Annotated in this window: 15 protein-coding genes and 1 pseudogene; 13 read left to right on the forward strand and 3 right to left on the reverse strand. The window is 63.7% G+C overall.

From position 1 onward, the window contains the following. Positions 1 to 135 precede the first annotated feature (135 nt). Positions 136 to 378: a hypothetical protein gene (locus tag GM910_RS27030; RefSeq protein ID WP_201285597.1), complete on the reverse strand. Its 243-nt coding sequence runs from the start codon at positions 376 to 378 to the stop codon at positions 136 to 138. Positions 379 to 394: 16 nt separating this feature from the next. Here GM910_RS27030 and GM910_RS27930 point away from each other — a divergent pair. After that, positions 395 to 527, forward strand: a pseudogene (locus tag GM910_RS27930) (transposase); the annotation flags it as partial. Positions 528 to 690: 163 nt separating this feature from the next. On the opposite strand, the gene GM910_RS25285 reads toward GM910_RS27930, so the two are convergent. Continuing rightward, the gene (locus GM910_RS25285) at positions 691 to 2,418 is read right to left on the reverse strand and encodes a M28 family peptidase (RefSeq protein ID WP_159593326.1); all 1,728 of its coding nucleotides are present in this window, start codon (positions 2,416 to 2,418) and stop codon (positions 691 to 693) included. Positions 2,419 to 2,654: 236 nt separating this feature from the next. Continuing rightward, on the reverse strand, positions 2,655 to 3,470 hold the full coding sequence (locus GM910_RS25290; RefSeq protein ID WP_159593329.1) for an IclR family transcriptional regulator: 816 nt from the start codon (positions 3,468 to 3,470) through the stop codon (positions 2,655 to 2,657). A gap of 122 nt (positions 3,471 to 3,592) precedes the next feature. Here GM910_RS25290 and GM910_RS25295 point away from each other — a divergent pair, with 122 nt between their 5' ends. The 12 genes from GM910_RS25295 to GM910_RS25350 all read left to right on the forward strand — a co-directional run bounded on the left by GM910_RS25295 (position 3,593) and on the right by GM910_RS25350 (position 16,974). Continuing rightward, complete coding sequence (locus tag GM910_RS25295; RefSeq protein ID WP_159593332.1) at positions 3,593 to 4,348, forward strand: aspartate/glutamate racemase family protein; 756 nt, start codon at positions 3,593 to 3,595, stop codon at positions 4,346 to 4,348. A gap of 65 nt (positions 4,349 to 4,413) precedes the next feature. Next, positions 4,414 to 6,069, forward strand: coding sequence for an ABC transporter substrate-binding protein (locus GM910_RS25300; RefSeq protein ID WP_159593335.1), 1,656 nt, complete (start codon positions 4,414 to 4,416; stop codon positions 6,067 to 6,069). A gap of 114 nt (positions 6,070 to 6,183) precedes the next feature. Further along, on the forward strand, positions 6,184 to 7,161 hold the full coding sequence (locus tag GM910_RS25305) for an ABC transporter permease (RefSeq protein WP_159593338.1): 978 nt from the start codon (positions 6,184 to 6,186) through the stop codon (positions 7,159 to 7,161). Further along, positions 7,154 to 8,050: an ABC transporter permease gene (locus GM910_RS25310; RefSeq protein ID WP_159593341.1), complete on the forward strand. Its 897-nt coding sequence runs from the start codon at positions 7,154 to 7,156 to the stop codon at positions 8,048 to 8,050. The genes GM910_RS25305 and GM910_RS25310 overlap by 8 nt, the downstream gene beginning before the upstream one ends. Continuing rightward, on the forward strand, positions 8,047 to 9,066 hold the full coding sequence (locus tag GM910_RS25315; protein WP_159593344.1) for an ABC transporter ATP-binding protein: 1,020 nt from the start codon (positions 8,047 to 8,049) through the stop codon (positions 9,064 to 9,066). The genes GM910_RS25310 and GM910_RS25315 overlap by 4 nt, the downstream gene beginning before the upstream one ends. 8 nt (positions 9,067 to 9,074) lie before the next feature. Beyond that, positions 9,075 to 10,085 (forward strand): ABC transporter ATP-binding protein, encoded by a 1,011-nt coding sequence (locus GM910_RS25320; protein ID WP_159593347.1) that lies wholly within the window; start codon positions 9,075 to 9,077, stop codon positions 10,083 to 10,085. Then, positions 10,085 to 11,080 (forward strand): NADPH:quinone reductase, encoded by a 996-nt coding sequence (locus GM910_RS25325; protein ID WP_159593350.1) that lies wholly within the window; start codon positions 10,085 to 10,087, stop codon positions 11,078 to 11,080. Before GM910_RS25320 ends, GM910_RS25325 begins: the two co-directional genes overlap by 1 nt. 36 nt (positions 11,081 to 11,116) lie before the next feature. Next, entirely contained in the window at positions 11,117 to 12,946 is a 1,830-nt protein-coding gene (locus GM910_RS25330; protein WP_159593353.1) for a hydantoinase B/oxoprolinase family protein, read from the forward strand. Beyond that, on the forward strand, positions 12,933 to 14,981 hold the full coding sequence (locus tag GM910_RS25335) for a hydantoinase/oxoprolinase family protein (protein WP_159593356.1): 2,049 nt from the start codon (positions 12,933 to 12,935) through the stop codon (positions 14,979 to 14,981). Before GM910_RS25330 ends, GM910_RS25335 begins: the two co-directional genes overlap by 14 nt. Next, on the forward strand, positions 14,978 to 16,351 hold the full coding sequence (locus GM910_RS25340; RefSeq protein WP_159593359.1) for a M20/M25/M40 family metallo-hydrolase: 1,374 nt from the start codon (positions 14,978 to 14,980) through the stop codon (positions 16,349 to 16,351). Before GM910_RS25335 ends, GM910_RS25340 begins: the two co-directional genes overlap by 4 nt. Before the next feature lie 108 nt (positions 16,352 to 16,459). Continuing rightward, positions 16,460 to 16,750, forward strand: coding sequence for a hypothetical protein (locus GM910_RS25345; RefSeq protein ID WP_159593362.1), 291 nt, complete (start codon positions 16,460 to 16,462; stop codon positions 16,748 to 16,750). 20 nt (positions 16,751 to 16,770) lie between these two features. Beyond that, positions 16,771 to 16,974 (forward strand): hypothetical protein, encoded by a 204-nt coding sequence (locus GM910_RS25350; RefSeq protein ID WP_159593365.1) that lies wholly within the window; start codon positions 16,771 to 16,773, stop codon positions 16,972 to 16,974. Positions 16,975 to 17,029: the final 55 nt, after the last annotated feature.

Here is a 17,029-nt window from a genome sequence, read left to right on the forward strand (position 1 = left end):
GCAGCGCCCTGAGCCTTTGCGCGGTTACCGCCGCGACTCAGGTCTTGATTAATGGTGGGAGGTCCGCAACCACTTTCGGCATAAATCAATAAAATACTATATATAACAATAACTTAGGCTGTCTCGGGGCGGCCTTTATTGTTTTGGCACTGATGATTTCGGACGACGGATACCCGCGGTAGGTTTCGGCGGCGAATGACAGGTAATTCTGCGCTCGTCGACGATATACCTGAGGTTCTGGATGCCGTTCTCGGTGAAGACGACGATGGGTTCGCTCAATTCAGATGCAGGATAGTCGTCGTAGACGCTCAGGCAACCGTCGTAAGAGAACATTTCGATCGAGCAATCGCGCAAAAACTCTTCATCCTCGCCGAGCATCTCTGCGACATAGCTGCTGGGAAGTCTATTTCACGACTTGGCGCGGGCGCAAGGAATGCCGGATCGAAGAAGGGCTCCTGATGCCCGACCATGTGCACATGCTGCTATCGATCCCGCCGAAATACTCTGTGGCGGAGGTGATCGGGTACGGCCATCGTGCTGCATGTGGCGCCCTGGGTGTGCCATCTAGATCACGATGACGCTTCGTTGAATCGTCATCCCGATCTATCCCTTTGTTTCAGCATGATCTTTTCCGAAAACCGGTATCCACTTTTCGGGATCATGCTCTAGCCGTTGCATGGGCACGGCCAGCTATCCCACCACAAGTTCGACCTGGCGGCGGGCTTGCCGGAGCGCCGATATCAGGCGGTTTTGCCCACGGACGAGCTGTGTCTTGGCAAAACCGAGCGTCGTCTCTCCATGGCGGTCGAGTTCAGCGGCGGCTGCGATCGAGGGCAGGGGAGGGATCGTCAGCGCCGGATCGTGACGGAAGCGGTTCACGCGGGTGAAGTTGATCGGCACGAGAATGCGCGCGAGATCCTGGATGACCCGGTTGGCCACCTTGGGCTGGATGCTCCCCGCCTTCATCTTTGCATAGAAACCTTCCAGAGCCGAGGCCAGCTCTTCGACAGCCCTCTTCGACGGCGCAAGGTCGAACCGGTCGCCCGCCTTCGCCTGATAATCCGCCACCGTTCCGGCAAACTCGCGCGCCGTGGCCCGCCAATCGAAGGGCAGGATCTCGGCATTGGCGTTGCGCAGGACAGCCAGCAGATAAACCTTGATGTCGCGCAGGAGGACGTCTTTGTCGGCGATCTCCAGCGTATCGTTTTCCGTGTGCCATGCGATGTTGCCACCGCAGCCGCCCACCGTATAGTAGCCCTTCTCCTCGCGCAGCACGTCCGGCATGGTCGAGGACAGCATGAAATAGCTGGAAATACCGATATTGTTGAAGGAATAGTCGCCGGCGCGGTGCGGACGCTCGCCCTCGATGGTCTTGCCGGCGACCTCTTCGATGACGCCGGCGAGGAAGTCCTCGGTCTCGCTCATACGGCACAGATTGATGAACTCGCTCGCCCAACGGCAGCCGGGGCTGTCGCAGTTCACCTGGGCAACGGCATTCTCCTCCAGATCGAGCGCAAAGGTGTCGGAAAACCAGGTGGAGCCGGCATAGCGTCCGGTCGAATGGCCGGGCCACCAGCAGATGCGCACCGACCGCTTCAGCTTGTCCCTGTTCTGCCATAGGACGCGGGCGATCTCCAGCATGGTCGCGTCGCCCGTGGCATTGTCGCCAACCCCGACATCCCAGCTGTCGAGGTGGCCGTGCAGGAGCACGTATTTTTCCGGCTCTTCGGTCCCCTTGATGAAGACTTCAGGCAGCTTGGAGGTGAACCATCCCTCTTCCATCTCCGTGAAGACGGTGACGCTGCCGCCGCGGTCCGCAATCGCCGCGAGCGCTTCACCGTCCGGCTTGTTGACGGCGACGGCCGGGATCTTCGGCTTGCGCGGTAGGTCGTCGAGGTCCGGTGTGCCCCAGATGGTCGTGCAGATGCCCCAGTGAATGTCCACTCCGGGGTTGATGCCGATCACGGCGATCGCGCCGATCTCCTCGAACTGGGAGACGAGGCCAGGGCTCGCGAAGCCCTCGGAGATGACGATCTTGCCGCGAACGTTGTCGGCCAGTTCCTTCGTCGTCTCGACCTTCTGCTCGAACATGTCGGTGATCATGGCGTTGTGGCGTGCACCGATATAGACGAGCTGCCCTTCGACGCCGCCTCGCGCGTCGGTGCTGTAGGCCGGCGGCTTGGCCCGGAACGTCTTGCCATCCGCCTCGACCCGCGCAAGCCCGGGCAGGCTCAGGTAGAGGTTCGGCTCATGCATCGTGACTTCGACGCCATGCTTGCGCAGGCGGGAGGCCACCTCGTCCATGCCGCGGTTCACGTCGTCGGGGTGCTCGCGCTTGAAGGTGGAGAAGCTTTCGATCAGCGCCCATGGCTCGTCAAGCGAGACTGCACCAAGAATGTCGTTTTCCAGCTTGTTCATCAGCAAAAGCCCCCACTGTTTCATACAGTAAAACATCGTTTTGTAACGCGAAGGAAAGCTAACAGAGGTGACGTTAACCCGCAAGCACCCGGATGCGGCAATGCGATTGGGCACTGGCAAGCGATTGATCCTGCGAGGGAATGTCGTTGCGCGTCGCCCCTACGGCGTCTGGCGAGTCCCGGCGTGGCTGCACCTGGAAGCGGGCGTGGGAAAGAGAACAACGGGGCAGCGTTAGATCAGGCTATGGATCTCATGGCCGTCGGCTTGTTCCCTGCTTCTGTTCGATGCAGAGACAGTTTCGACGATATCTCGCTTGCGGCATCGAGCGCTGCCTGGATGTAAGCTCCGCGCCGCTCTTCGTCCAAGCGCACGACGGCGCCCGCTACCGATATGGCGGCGATGACGTCGCCATTGGCGCCTGCGATCGGCGCGGCCACGGAGAAGGCGCCTTCATCGAGATCATTGAGCGCGATATTGTACCCGTTGGCCCGGATACGCACCAAGGCCTGACGGAGCTTTTCCCGATCCGTAATGGTGTTGGGCGTGAAGGCCTCGAGCGGGTTTGCCAGCACTGCATCCACGATGCTGCCTTCGGAATAGGCGAGCAGGCAGAGCGAACCGCCACCGGCATGTAGCGGGCCATAGCGTCCGGCCTGCGCGAAGAGCCGGATCGAGTGCCGGCCGGAGCGGGTCGCCAGCACCAGCGTCCTTAGGCCTTCGCGGATGACCAGATTGACGTTCTCCGATGTCTGGTCGCGTAGGGCGTCCATGACCGGCCGCGCTGCGAAAAGCAGGCTCCCGTCGCGCCCGACGCGCTCGCCCAGAACGCCGACGCGGTAGCCGAGTGAATAGACCGCCTGTTCGGGATCGCGATAGACGAAGCCGCGGTCCTCCAGCGTCTGCAGCAGGCGGAAGACCATGGATTTCGTGAGCCCGAGAGACTTGGAAAGCGCAGTCACTCCCTGTCCCGGCTCGTCGGCCAGCGCCTCGAGCACGAGCAGCGCCCGGTCGACCGCCGCGATTTTGTAATCTCTTGAACTGGTATCGCCCATCCGCTGCACTCCTCCCTGGCTGATTATCGTTCTCTGATGGCCTGTTGCAATATTGCAGATTTGTGATTTACTCAATGGATAGAAACACTGTTTCATACAATAAAACAGTGAGGGGTGCATCGATGCGAATTGCCTATGTGGTTCCGGGACCGATGTCGAAAGGCCCGATGGGCTCGAAGGAGATGCAGAGGCGCGAGGCGCTCTTGAATTCCTGGGCGTTTCCTGGAACAGAAGTTGCGGTTGTCGACGTGCCTGATGGGCCCGCATCCATCGAGTCGGCTTATGAGGAGGCGCTCTGCGTCCCGGCGGCGATCGACCTCATCATGAAGTGCGAGCGCGACGGCTTCGACGCAGCCATTATCGGCTGCTTCGGCGATCCGGGCCTGGAGGCGGCGCGCGAGCTTACCCGGATGCCGGTCGTCGGACCGTGCGAAAGCTCGCTTCTCCTGGCGGCCGGCCTTGGTCACAAATTCTCGATCCTCACCATATTCGACAGTCTGATCGCCGGCCAGGAACTGCTTGCCCATAAGGCGGGCGTTCGCGAGAAACTTGCCTCCGTGCGGGCAACGGGCATTCCGGTGCTCGACCTGATGAAGGATCCCGAGCGCACCAAGGCGCGGCTGATCGAGGTCGCGGGGCAGTGCGTGAAATTGGACCGGGCGGATGCCTTCCTGTTCGGCTGCATGACCATGTCCTTCCTGGATCTGGCGGACGAGATCTCCGCGGCTGTCGGCGCCCCCGCGGTGAATGCCGGCAAGGCGGCGCTGAAGCACGCCGAGGCACTGGTCTCCATGGGGCTTTCCCATTCCAAGGCAGCCTTCCCCATGCCGGCGAAAATGCAAGCCGGCCAGACTTTCGAGACACTGCGGGTGGCCTGAGCCGCGCGCCAATGAGAACAATCAAGAAGAACAATGATGAGACGTCCCTTCAGAGGAGAAGAAAAATGAGATTTATCCGTAAGGCGGTCTTGCCCGCCGCGTTCCTGGCAATGCTGGCCGCTTCGCCGGCCCACGCGGGTGACCCGATCCGCACGATCGATCTTTTCACCCGTCCGCAAGCCGCCCAGCCGCAGGAGTTTCAGTCCGTCCAGCTGATCGCGCAGGAATGGCGCAAGCTCGGTCTCGACGTAAATGTCCGTGTCATGCCCTGGGAGCAGATGTCGGACGTGGTCTGGTACCAGCGCGACAAGTGGGATGTGACCGCCTGGCAGATGGTCGGCCGGCCCGAACGTTCCGACCCCGACGAGATCGTATTCAATCTCTTCCACTCCTCGACCGCCGAGAAGGGCTACAACTTCATCGGCTACACCAACCCGGAATATGACGCCATCGTCGAGGCGCAGCGCGTCGAGATCGATGAAGCGGATCGCAAGGAGCTCATCCACAAGGCGCAGGAGATCCTGGCGCGGGACCAGCCGAACATGATGCTGGTGCATCCCAAGCAGACCTTCGCCTTCGACAAGACGGTGTGGGATCCCGCCTCTGTGGTCAACCAGAGCGGCATCGGCATCCGCAACACTTGGACTTTTCTGTCGCTTGCGCCGCTGGGTGACCAGAAGGACATCATCCTGAACTCGGCCGACAATGTGCAGGCGATCAACCCGCTCTATATCTCCGGCGGCGTCGACAGCTGGGTGTTCGAGCTGGTTTATGACAGGCTGGCCCGCGTCGGCCCTGACGGCCTGCCCAAGCCCTGGGCCGCCGAGACCTACGAGTGGAAGGACGACAGGACGCTCGAGGTCAAACTGCGCGAAGGCATGAAATGGCACGATGGCCAGCCGGTGACGCCGGAAGACGTCAAGTTCTCCTTCGAGGCCGCCGTCAGCGGCGAAGCACCGATGTACGCGCCTTTCGCGACCAACATCGAGAGCATTGAGATCGGCGATGGCTCGACCATCACCTTCACGCTGAAGCAGCCGGCTGCGTCCTTCGTCACTTCCAGCCTCGCCAAGATCAACCTTGTTCCCAAGCACGTCTGGGAGCCGATCATCGAGGATCTGAAGACTAAGGAGGAAAACGCCGAAAGCTATCAGGAACAGACGCCGATCGGCTCCGGTCCTTACAAATTCGAGCGGTGGCTGACCAACGAGGAGATCGTGCTTTCAGCCAACAAGGAGCACTTCAACGCGCCCAAGGCCGACCGCTGGATCCTGCGCATCGTGCCGAATGTCGAGGCGGCGCTCGGCATGCTGCGCTCCGGCGAGATCAACTTCCTGGCCGAATTCGGGGGCGACCCGCAAGTGCTCATACAGGCGGCCGAGCAGGACGGCGATCTCGAAGTGGTCTCCACGGTCGAGATGGGCTTCCGCTACGTGGCCTTCAACCACCGCCGTCCACCCTTCGACGACCCGGCTTTCCGTCGCGCGCTTTCCGCGGCGGTTGATCGTCAACTCATCGTAAAGGCGGCGTTCCGCGGCTTTGCCGAACCGTCCAACTCCGTCGTCTCCCCCGCCCTCGGCTTCTGGCACGACGCTTCCGTGGTGGAGAATTTTGAGAGCGGTCTCGATGCGGCAAAGAGTATCCTTGAGGAGGCTGGCTATACGCTCGAAGGCGACCGCTTGCACTATCCCGGCGACCAGAAGGAAACGCTCGCCAACTGATGGCTTCGGGCGGCGCATTTACACGGGTGCGCCGTCCTTGCCCTCTTTCCTTTTCTGCCTTGAACTCGGACGGGCACGGGTCTTCTTCGAGTCGAGACAAAGGAATATCGTTTCATGCCCCACCTGAAGGCGGCAGCAAGCCGCACGCTTCAGCTTGCACTGGTTCTCTGGGCGGTCGTCACGATTCTTTTCCTGATGTTCCGCCTGATGCCGGGCAATCCCATGGCCGCCTACATCGATCCCACCTTCACGGCCGAGCAACAGCAGGCGCTGATGGCGCAGTTCGGGCTCGATAAGCCCCTATGGGAACAATATTTCATCTATCTCGGCAACCTGCTGCAGGGCGAGCTCGGCCAGAGCTTTCGTTATCGCGAGCCGGTCGCCGAACGCATCTTCACCCTCCTGCCCAACACGCTGATCCTCACCTTCTCCTCTCTTATCGTCGCCTATGCCTTCGGCATCCTCGCAGGCGCGTATCTTGCCTGGCGCCGCGGCAGTGCGGTCGAGAAGGCGGCCATACCGCTGGTGCTGACGACCCGGGCCATGCCGGAGTTCTGGCTGGGGATGGTGCTGCTCGCCATCTTCTCCTTCTGGCTCGGCTGGTTCCCGGCGGGCGGCACGCGGCCGGCAGGCGCCAGCTATGGCAGCCTCTGGGCGCTCTACACGTCGCGCGAGTTCCTGAGCTACCTGGCGCTTCCCGCACTGACCCTGGCAATCTACAGCCAGGGGCTGCCGCTGCTCCTCATGCGTTCGAACATGCTCGATGTCATGAAGGAGGATTTCGTCACCATGGCCCGCATCAAGGGCCTTTCCAACTGGACGGTGGTCGTGCGCCACGCGGCGCGCAATGCGCTTCTGCCCGTCATGACGTCCTTTGCCATCGCGGTCGGCTACCAGCTTCAGGGCAATGTGGTGGTGGAGACCGTCTTCTCGTGGCCGGGGCTCGGGCGTGAGCTCGTCAGGGCGGTTTCCGCCTCCGACTATCCGCTCGCCCAGGGCGCGTTCCTGATGATCGCGGTCGTGGTCATCCTGATGAACCTGATCGCCGACCTTCTCTACGCCTTTCTCGATCCGAGGGTGAGCCATGCCTGACGTCGCGCTTTCGAGGCCGGGCCTTCCCGCACGCATGTTCCGCAGCCTGCACCTGCCGCTCAACGACCGGTTTGCGCTCTTCGGCCTTGCCGTCTACGCGGTCTTCGTGCTGACGGCGATCTTCGCCGACCAGATCGCGCCCTACGACCCGACGGAAATCCTCTACACGCCCGAATATGATCTGGCCGCGGATCTGCGCCCGGGCGAGGACGGCTTCATCCTGGGCACCACCAGCCTCGGCCGGGACATCTTCTCCCAGATCGTCCACGGCACGCGCTCCGCTTTGCTGATCGGCATCACAGCCGCCTTCATGGTGGCGCTGATCGGCTCCATCGTCGGGCTCGTCTCCGGATATTTCGGAGGCTGGATCGATGCCATCCTGATGCGGCTTGCCGACATTGCTTTCGGCATACCGTTCCTCCCCTTCGTGGTCGTGCTTGCGGCCTTTCTGGAACCGTCGATCTGGAACGTCGTCATCGCCATGGCGCTGGTGCTCTGGCGTGACACGGCCCGCGTCATCCGCAGTCAGGTGCTGACGCTGCGCGCGCGCAGCTATGTGGATGCGGCGCGGGTCTCAGGCTCTTCCGATCTGAAGATCATCATGCGTCACATCGCGCCCAACATCCTGCCGCTCTCCTTCCTCTACGGTTCGATCGCCATTGGTTGGGCGATCCTCACGGAAGCCTCGATCTCCTTCCTCGGCTTCGGTGATCCGCAGTCGATCAGCTGGGGCTACATGCTGCAGGATGCGTTTGCGAGCCAGGCGCTGGCAAAGCAGGCGTATTACTGGTTCGTGCCGCCGGGCATCTGCATCATCCTTGTCGTTTCCGCGGGCTTTTTCATCACGCGCGGCTATGAAAACCTCCTTTTTCCGAAGCTGGGCCGATGAGCGGTACCCTTCTCTCCGTCCGCGACCTGAAGGTCAGCTACAGCGTCGGCGACGGCAAGGTCGACGCGGTCGACGGTGCGAGCTTCGATGTGCCACGCGGCTCCATCGTCGGGCTGGTGGGCGAATCCGGCTGCGGCAAGACGACCGTGGCGCGGGCGCTTACCCGTGTCATCGCCGACAATGCCACCATCACCGGCGGGCAGATCCTTTTTGATGGCGCGGACATCGCCGCCATCCCCGAGCGGCAGATGAATGCGCTGCGCTGGCGCGACATCGCCTTCATCCCGCAAAGCGCCATGAACTCGCTCGATCCGGTCTATACCGTCGAAAGCCAGCTTCACGAAGTGCTGCGCCGGCGCGGCGGCATGAGTGCGAGGATCGCGCGTGCGCGTGCGGAGGAACTCTTCAAGATGGTGGGCATCGAGAAGAACCGCTTGCGCGACTATCCGCACCAGTTCTCCGGCGGCATGCGCCAGCGCGTGGCGATTGCGCTCGCCCTCGCCCTCAACCCGAAACTGGTGATCGCCGACGAGCCGGTGACCGCTCTCGATGTGATCGTCCAGCGCCAGATCCTCGACCAGTTGCGCGGACTCCAGGCGATGCTCGGCATCTCGGTCATCCTCGTCACGCACGACATCTCGGTCGTTGCCTATGTGTGCGACAAGACTGTCGTCATGTATGCCGGCCGCATCGCCGAGGCCGGGCCCATGGACGCTGTGCTGACGCGCCCGTCGCACCCCTACACGATGGGCCTGCGAAACGCCTTTCCGGACCTGAAAGGCGCGGCAAGCGGCACGCTCACGCCGATCGAAGGCGCGCCGCCCAACCTTGCCTCACCCCCTCCCGGCTGCCGTTTTGCGCCTCGCTGCCCCTTTGCGATGGAGATCTGCTCAAAATCGCAGCCGTCGCTTCGCGAGATGTCGCCAGGACACGCCGTTGCCTGCCATCGCGCCGACGAGGCGCCGGTGCTGCGCGAACTTGCGGCGAAGACTGAAACATGGCTGGCGGAAGTATGAGACCGGAGATGTTGGATTCCAACGAGCCGCTCGTATCGGTGAGGGAAGTGCAGCTTCATTATCGCGTCGGCGGCGCGCTCTCGGCCTTGCGCGGCCGCTCGTCCGTGGTGAAGGCGGTCGACCGCGTCTCCTTCGAGATCAGGCGCGGCGAAAGCGTTGGTCTGCTCGGCGAGTCCGGCTGCGGCAAAACCTCGATGGGGCGCCTGCTGCTCAAGCTGGAGGAGGCAACGGGCGGCGAGATCAGCTTTGCCGGCGAGGCGATCGCCGGTCTGAAGGGCGCCGCTCTGAAGCGCTACCGGGCGAAGGCGCAGCTCATCTTCCAGAATCCGTTCGACGCGGTGAACCCGCGCTTCACGATCCGCGCCGCCCTTTCCGAGCCGCTGGAGAATGCCGGGATTCCAGTGCGCGAGCGCGAAGGGCCTATCATCGAAGCCCTGGAACTCGTGCGCCTGCCGCAGCCCCAGCAGTTTCTCGATCGCTACCCGCACCAGCTCTCGGGCGGGCAGTTGCAGCGCGTGGTCATGGCGCGTGCTCTCATTCTCCAGCCCGCTTTCGTTGTGGCCGACGAGCCAGTCTCCATGCTCGACGTTTCCGTGCGCGCGGGCGTTCTGAATGTCTTCCGCGACGTGCGCGACCGGCTGGGGCTCACCGCCATCTATATCAGCCATGACCTGGCACTGGTGCGCTATGTCTGCGAGCGCACCATCGTCATGTATCTCGGACGCATCATGGAGGACGGGTCGACCGAGGACATCGTCCACGAGCCGCTGCATCCCTATACGAAGGCGCTGGTGGCCGCCGTGCCGGTTCCGCAGCCGGACCAGAGCCATGATCCGCTGCCCATCGGCCGCGGCGCGCCGGACCCGCGCAACCCGCCCTCGGGCTGCGTCTTCCGCGACCGCTGCCCCTACGCCTTCGAGCGCTGCGCGAGCCAGGTGCCGAGGTTGCGCCGGGTGGGCACGCGCAATGTCGCCTGCCACCTCTTCGAAGAGACCGCCCTAAGTTCAGGAAGACAGTGATGCGTGTCGCATTCTATACCCGCACCGGCCCCGCACGGGAGGTTCTGGAAGTGGGCGAGCAGCCTGCGCGTCGACCTGAAGCGGGAGAGGTTCTCGTGCATGTGCGCGCTTCCGGCATCAATCCCGCCGACGTGAAGCGGCGTGCCGGCTGGCGCGGCATGAAGATGGATCATCCACTCGTCATCCCCCACACGGATGGCGCCGGGGAGATCGTGGATGTGGGGCCGGGCGTCGACCGCTCCCGGATCGGCGAACGCGTTTGGCTCTGGAACGCGCAGGGCGGCTACGGTACGGCCGGTCGCGCCTTCGGCACCGCTGCCGAGTATATCGCCATCCTCTCCGGCCAGGCGGTGCGCCTGGATGACGGACTTTCCTTCGAGGCGGGCGCCTGTCTCGGCGTGCCGGCCATGACAGCTCATCGCGCCATCTATGCCGACGGTCCCGTCGAGGGTCAAACCATTCTCGTGAATGGTGCTGCGGGCGCGGTAGGCCATTTCGCCGTCCAGCTTGCCGTGGCGGGTGGAGCCAGAGTGCTCGGAACGACAAGCAATGAAGCGGCGGCTGCCCATGCCAAGGCTGCGGGCGCATCCGCGCTCATCGACCGCAAGCGCGAGGATCTCGTTTCTCGCGTGCTCGAGCTGACGGCAGGCGAGGGGGTGGACCGCCTCGTCGAGGTGGACTTCGCGGCCAATCAGGCGGCGGATGTCGCCATGCTGAAGATCAACGGAAGCATCGCCTCCTACTCCTCGAGCAGCAATTCCGAGCCGGTTCTCCCCTACTACGCCTTCGCTGGCAAGGGCGCCAATCTGCGCTTCATCCAGGGCTTCTGCATTCCGGACGAGGCGCGGCGCATGGGCGAGGCGACGCTCGCGCGGTTGGCGGCCGAAGGGCGGCTCAAGATCGCTATCGCCGCGGCCTATCCGCTTTCCGACATCGCGTCGGCCCATGAACACGTCGAGCGCGGAAGCCTCGGCAACATCGTCGTCACGCTCTGACCGTCTCCCAAGACACGTCACTTCAAAGGAAGATCAATGCTCCATTCGGCAAGTTCCTCCCGGCCATCCGAAGCTGCCTCGGCCACCATCTGCGATCCGGTGTCGCTGGAGATCATCCGCGGCGCGATTGCCGCGGCGCAAGCCGAGATGGAGGCGCTTCTGGAGCGCACGGCCATCTCCGCCTTCATTCGCGAGAAGAAGGATTTCTACACCGCCCTGTTCGATGAGAACGGCGTCATGGCCGTGGGCTCGATGGTACCGATCTTCGGCGACATGACGAGCCCGGTCTTCGAGAGCTTCCCGGCCGACACCATGAAGCCGGGCGACCTCTACTGGTACAATGATTGCTACGGCTCGCGCGGCGCGGTCTCCCACTCCAACGATCAGGTGCTGCTTGCCCCCGTCTTCAAGGACGGCAAGCGCTGCGCCTTCGTGATGAGCTGGGCCCATTTTGCCGATATCGGCGGCATCCGCCCGGGCTCGATCAGCCCCGACGCGACGGAAATCCTCCAGGAAGGCATCATCATTCCCATCACCAAGCTCATCGAAGAGGGCAAGGTGAATGAGGCGGCACTTGCGATCTTCCATCGCAATTCGCGCTTTCCCGACCAGAGCAATGGCGACATGCGCGCGCTGATGGCGAGCGTCGAGCTTGGCGTCAGGCGCGTCGGCGAGATCCTCGACCGCTTCGGGCCGGAGGTTGTGGCCGATGCGTTTGCCCAATTGTTGGCCCGCACACGCCGGCTGGTGCGCACAAAGCTTGCCGAGACCTTCGACTACGGCACGCACTGCTTCACCGATGCGATCGACGGGGACGGTCATGGCAACGGACCGTTCAAGATCCGTTTCGCCCTCACCCGGGAAAAGGACGGCGAAGGGGAGGACCGCTTCATCTTCGATGCAAGCGAGACAGACGATCAGGCGCCTGGCCCCGTCAACTACCTCATGAACCGGGGTGTGCCCGGTATGGCGCTCGGGCTCTACTACCTGGGCGGCGACCCCGCTCAGGTCTGCAACGCCGGCGGGCCCAATGCCATAGACGAGGTCAGGCTGCGCGAGGGCTCGCTCCTTCTGCCGCGGTTTCCCGCTCCACTCGGCATGCGCGGCCTCACCACCATGCGCGTGATCTCCGCTATTGGCGGTCTCGTGAATGTCGCCAAGGGTGGCGCGCCGGCGGCCAACTCCGCCTATGTAATAGGCATCATGCGCGGCACCTTCCGCAACGAGGCCGGAGAGTTGGAACGCTTCCTGCTCGCCGACGGCATCGGTGTAGGCTACGGCGCGCGGCCCGGTGCGGACGGAATCGACGCGGTTTATTTCGTCGCGCAGGAGAACTATCCGGCCGAGTTCCTCGAACTGGGCTATCCGGTGCGCCTGCGCACCTATGGCATCGTCTGCGATTCCGGCGGGGCAGGGCGCTTCCGCGGCGGCTGCGGCATCGTGCGCGAATATGAGATCATGGCGGAGGATGCCGTGCTCGCCGTGCGTATCGACAGCGTGAAAAATCCCCCCTGGGGGATCGAGGGTGGCATGTCGGGCGGAACGGGCCGCGCAATCGTCAATCCGGGCACTGAGCACGAGCGCGTGCTGGCCCCGCTTTCGGATGGCAACCGGCTAAAGCGCGGAGACATCCTGCGCATCGAGACGGGCGGGGGAGGCGGCTATGGTCATCCTTTCGACCGGCCGGCGGGATCCGTGCTTGAGGACGTCCTTGGCGGCTATGTGAGCCGCGAGGCGGCCGAGCGCCTCTACGGCGTCGTGCTTGCGGGCGACCGCGTTGATCAGGCTGCAACTTCCAAGACCCGCGCTGCGCGTCCCTCCGTCCGCCGTTTCCATCGCCAGGAGTATATCGATGTCCTCGCCTGAAACTTTGCTTTCGATCGCGGTCGACATCGGCGGCACCTTCACGGATATTTCGTTGCTCGACCGTGCCAGCGGCAAGGTCTGGCGCGCCAAGACGCCGAGCGTGCCTTCCGACCCGTCGGAGGCGTTTTTGACGGGCATCAAGCTGGCATTGGCCGATGCCGGTGCACCGGCTTTCGCACTCGGCCAGGTGCTGCACGGCACGACGGTTGCGACCAACATGATCCTCGAAGGGAAAGGCGCGCGCGCGGCGCTCGTCACCACGCGCGGCTTTCGCCATGTGCTGGCGATTGGCAGACAGGACATCCCGCGCAAGGCCAATCTCTACACCTGGGTGAAACCCGCGCGTCCGGTGCCGGCCTCTCGCATCGTTGAAATCGACGAGCGCATTGCTCCGGGCGGCGCGGTGATTGAGTCGCTCGACGAGAAGAGCGTGCATGCGGCGGCCGAAGCGATCCGCCGCATGGGTGTCGAGGCGGTCGGTGTGTGCCTCCTCCATGCCTTTGCCAACCCCGAGCACGAGCGGCGCGCGGCCGAGATCCTGCGTGCCGAGCTTCCCGGCCTCGCGGTGACCATCTCCACTGATGTGCTGCCGGTGGTGCGCGAGTATGAGCGCTCTCTGACGACGGTGCTCAACGCCATCGTGATGCCGGGTGTGACCACCTATGTGCGCCGGCTCGAGCAGCGCCTGGAGGCGGAGAAGGTGGCCGCACCGCTTCTTCTTATGAAGTCGAACGGGGGCGTCGCCGGGGCGGCGGCGATCCGTCAGGCGCCCGCACTCACCGCGCTGTCGGGTCCCGCCGCCGGCGTTGTCGGTGCGCGGGCGATCGCGGCTGCCTGCGGCATCAAGGATCTCATCACCGTCGACATCGGCGGCACGAGCGCCGACATCTGCCTCGTCAAAGACGGCAGGATCGGTCTCACCCAACACGGCAAGGTAGGCGAGTGGCCTCTGCCGCTGCCGATGGTCGACATGGTTACCATCGGCGCGGGTGGTGGCTCGATCGCCGCCGTCGAGAACGCGACGTTGATCGTCGGCCCCCGCAGCGCGGGTGCGCATCCCGGCCCTGCCGCCTATGGGCTTGGCGGGCGAGAGGCAACCGTGACGGATGCCCACGTCGTTCTGGGCCACCTGCCTGCGAAGCTTCTGGGCGGGCGCATGAGCCTCGACGTCGATGCGGCACGCAACGCCATCGAGGAACGGGTCGCCTTGCCGCTCGGCCTTTCGGTCGAGGCCGCCGCGCGCGGCGCGCTGGCGATCCTCAACAACCACATGGTGGGCGCAGTCCGCGTGGTCTCCGTGGAGCGCGGGCACGATCCGCGCCAGTTCACGCTGGTGCCCTTCGGCGGCGCGGGCCCTCTGCATGGCTGTGCGCTTGCAGACCTGCTCGGGATTTCGAGCGTCATGATCCCGCCCGCCCCGGGCGTGTTGTGCGCCGACGGCCTGCTTGCCGCCGACCTCAAGGCGGAGTTCAGCCGCACGCTGCCCAAGGCCGGCCCCATAGACGTCGAAGCGGCGGACACCATCTTTGCCTTTGCGGAACTGGAGGCACAGGCGGAAGAATGGCTCTCCGAGGAAGGCGTTCCCGATGCCAAGCGGCGCAAGGCGCGTGTGGCGCTGCTGCGCTACCACGGCCAGGGCGGCGAGATCGCCATTGCCTGGGTGGACACGCGCGAGGGCGTGGAGAAAGCCTTTACCGACGAGCATCAGGCGCTCTACGGCTTCACCCTCCATGCGCCGATCGAACTCGTCACGCTGCGCGTTGAAGCGACCGGCCTGACCGCCGCGCCCCCGCACGCATCCCTGCAACCCTCAAGCGCCTTCGAGCCTTACGACAGCGCGCCTGTGCATTTCGCGGACGGCACGAGCGACGTTCCGCTCGTTGACCGCGCCACGCTCGGGGCAGGAGCCTCCTTTGACGGCCCGGTCATTCTCACCCAGCTCGACACGACCACGCTCGTCCCGCCCGGCTGGAGCGGCAGCGTGCACGAGACCGGCGCGATCATTCTGACCCGCCGCGAGGGAGCCGTCCAATGAGCACCATCGATGCCGGCCTTCAGAAGGTCTTCGATCATGTGGAGGCAAATCGCGATGCGTTCGTCACACGCGTGATGGACTATGTCCGCCATCCCAGCATCAGCGCCCACAATATCGGGATCCGCGAAGTGGCGGGCATACTGGTGGAGATGTTGAAAGGGCTTGGCATGGAGGCGGAAGCCGTGCCGACGAAAAACCATCCGATGGTGCTCGGCCGGCGTATTGTCTCGCCTGACAAACCGACGGTGCTCCTCTACGGTCACTACGACGTGCAGCCGCCGGACCCGCTGGAGCTTTGGGAGAGCCCGCCCTTCGAGCCGGAGATTCGCAATGGCCGCATCTATGCGCGCGGCATTGGCGACAACAAGGGCCAGCACTTCGCCCAACTGCTCGCGATAGAGTCGTACCTGGAGAGCCATGGCGAGTTGCCCTGCAACGTCATCTTCCTGCTCGAAGGCGAGGAGGAGATCGGTAGCCCGCACATCGCCGAGTTCGTGCGCGAGCACGCCGATGAGCTAAAGGCCGATCTGGTAGTGACTTCCGACGGCCCGCTTCACGAATCCGGCCTGCCAGTCGTCACCTTCGGCGTTCGCGGTGTGGCGGGCTTCGAGCTGCGCGCCAGGACCGCGAGCCGCGACGTCCATTCCGGCAATTTCGGCGGCGTGGTGCCGAACGCCGTCTGGAAACTGGTCCATCTGCTTTCGACGATGAAGAACGCGGCAGGCGAGATCACGATCGAGGGGCTCAACGAGCCGGTCATCCCCGCCACCAACTTCGAGCGCGAAGCCGTATCGAAACTGCCGCTCGATCTCGATGCGATCAAGGCCGAACTCGGGCTCGCCGAGCTCGATGCGCCGAAGGAGCGCGGCTATTTCGACCGCCTGATGTTCCATCCGACGCTCACCATAAACGGCTTTCACGGCGGCTATGGCGGCCCCGGCATGAAGACGGTGCTTCCCTGTGAGGCCCTCGTCAAATGCGACATCCGCCTCGTGGAGCCGCTGACGCCAGACTATGTTTTCGAGAAGGTGGCCGCCCACGTGAAGCGCTATGCACCCGGCGTCGAGTTCGTGCCGCTCAACGGCATGCTGCCGTCCAAGACAGCAATGGATTCGCCTTATGCCGAGCCCATCCGCAAGGCGGTTTTGACTGCTCGAGGCGTGGAGCCACTCTTATACCCAACCGTCGGTGGCAGTCTTCCGGACTATGTCTTTACCAAGATTCTGGGGTTGCCGACCTTCGTCGTACCTTACGCCAATGCCGACGAGGCGAACCATGCGCCGAACGAAAATCTCGAGATCGAGCGCTTCATAGACGGCATCAAGACGGGCGCGGCTTTGCTGGCTGAACTTGGCAGAATGAGCTCCTGAGACTGAAGGACGAGGCCGCTGAGGAGTCAAGCCGCGTCGCGCCCCAAATGATCGGTACCGAGTAAATGGCTGCCCTCATCCCAATCGAATGTGGGCGGCGCCAACTGGTTGCGCAAATCGATCATCACCGTGGCGATGCAGGACATGGCGCTGCTCTTCGCGCGCAACGCAAATGTGGAGCCAGACCCCGGCCGCTGGCCGGAACTGGAGCGAGCGCTCCTTTTCGGCCCTCTCTCGCTGGCTTCCTTCCGGCTGCAAGGACCGGACAGCCTGCCGGGTGCGCCGGCGCGTACCCGCGCCGCGGCGGGTGCTTTCGGCGCGATCCGCTCGCCGGAATTAACTGCAGAGGAGCGTGCGCTGTGCAATCTCCTCGACCGCCCCTCAACTCGTGCCGCTTGAGACCACCGAGGAGACGGACCATGATCCCCGCTACCATCCCCGCCATTGCCGCCCGCCAGCTCAAGCTGGCGGGCGTGTGGCTCCTGGCCGGCCTGTCACTGGGCATCTTCATGTCCACCCAGCTTGATTTCACTCTGCGCAGCGTGCACGCGCACATCAATCTTTTGGGTTGGGCAACGCTGGCGCTCACTGTGACGTGCTTCCCGCTTTTCGGACCGTTCTGAGCTGGAATTTTCCAATTATGATCCCCGGATTGGGAGAGGGAGAATTCCATGAAAA

The sequence above is a fragment of the Chelativorans xinjiangensis genome (assembly GCF_009812055.1).
Lineage (GTDB): Bacteria > Pseudomonadota > Alphaproteobacteria > Rhizobiales > Rhizobiaceae > Chelativorans > Chelativorans xinjiangense.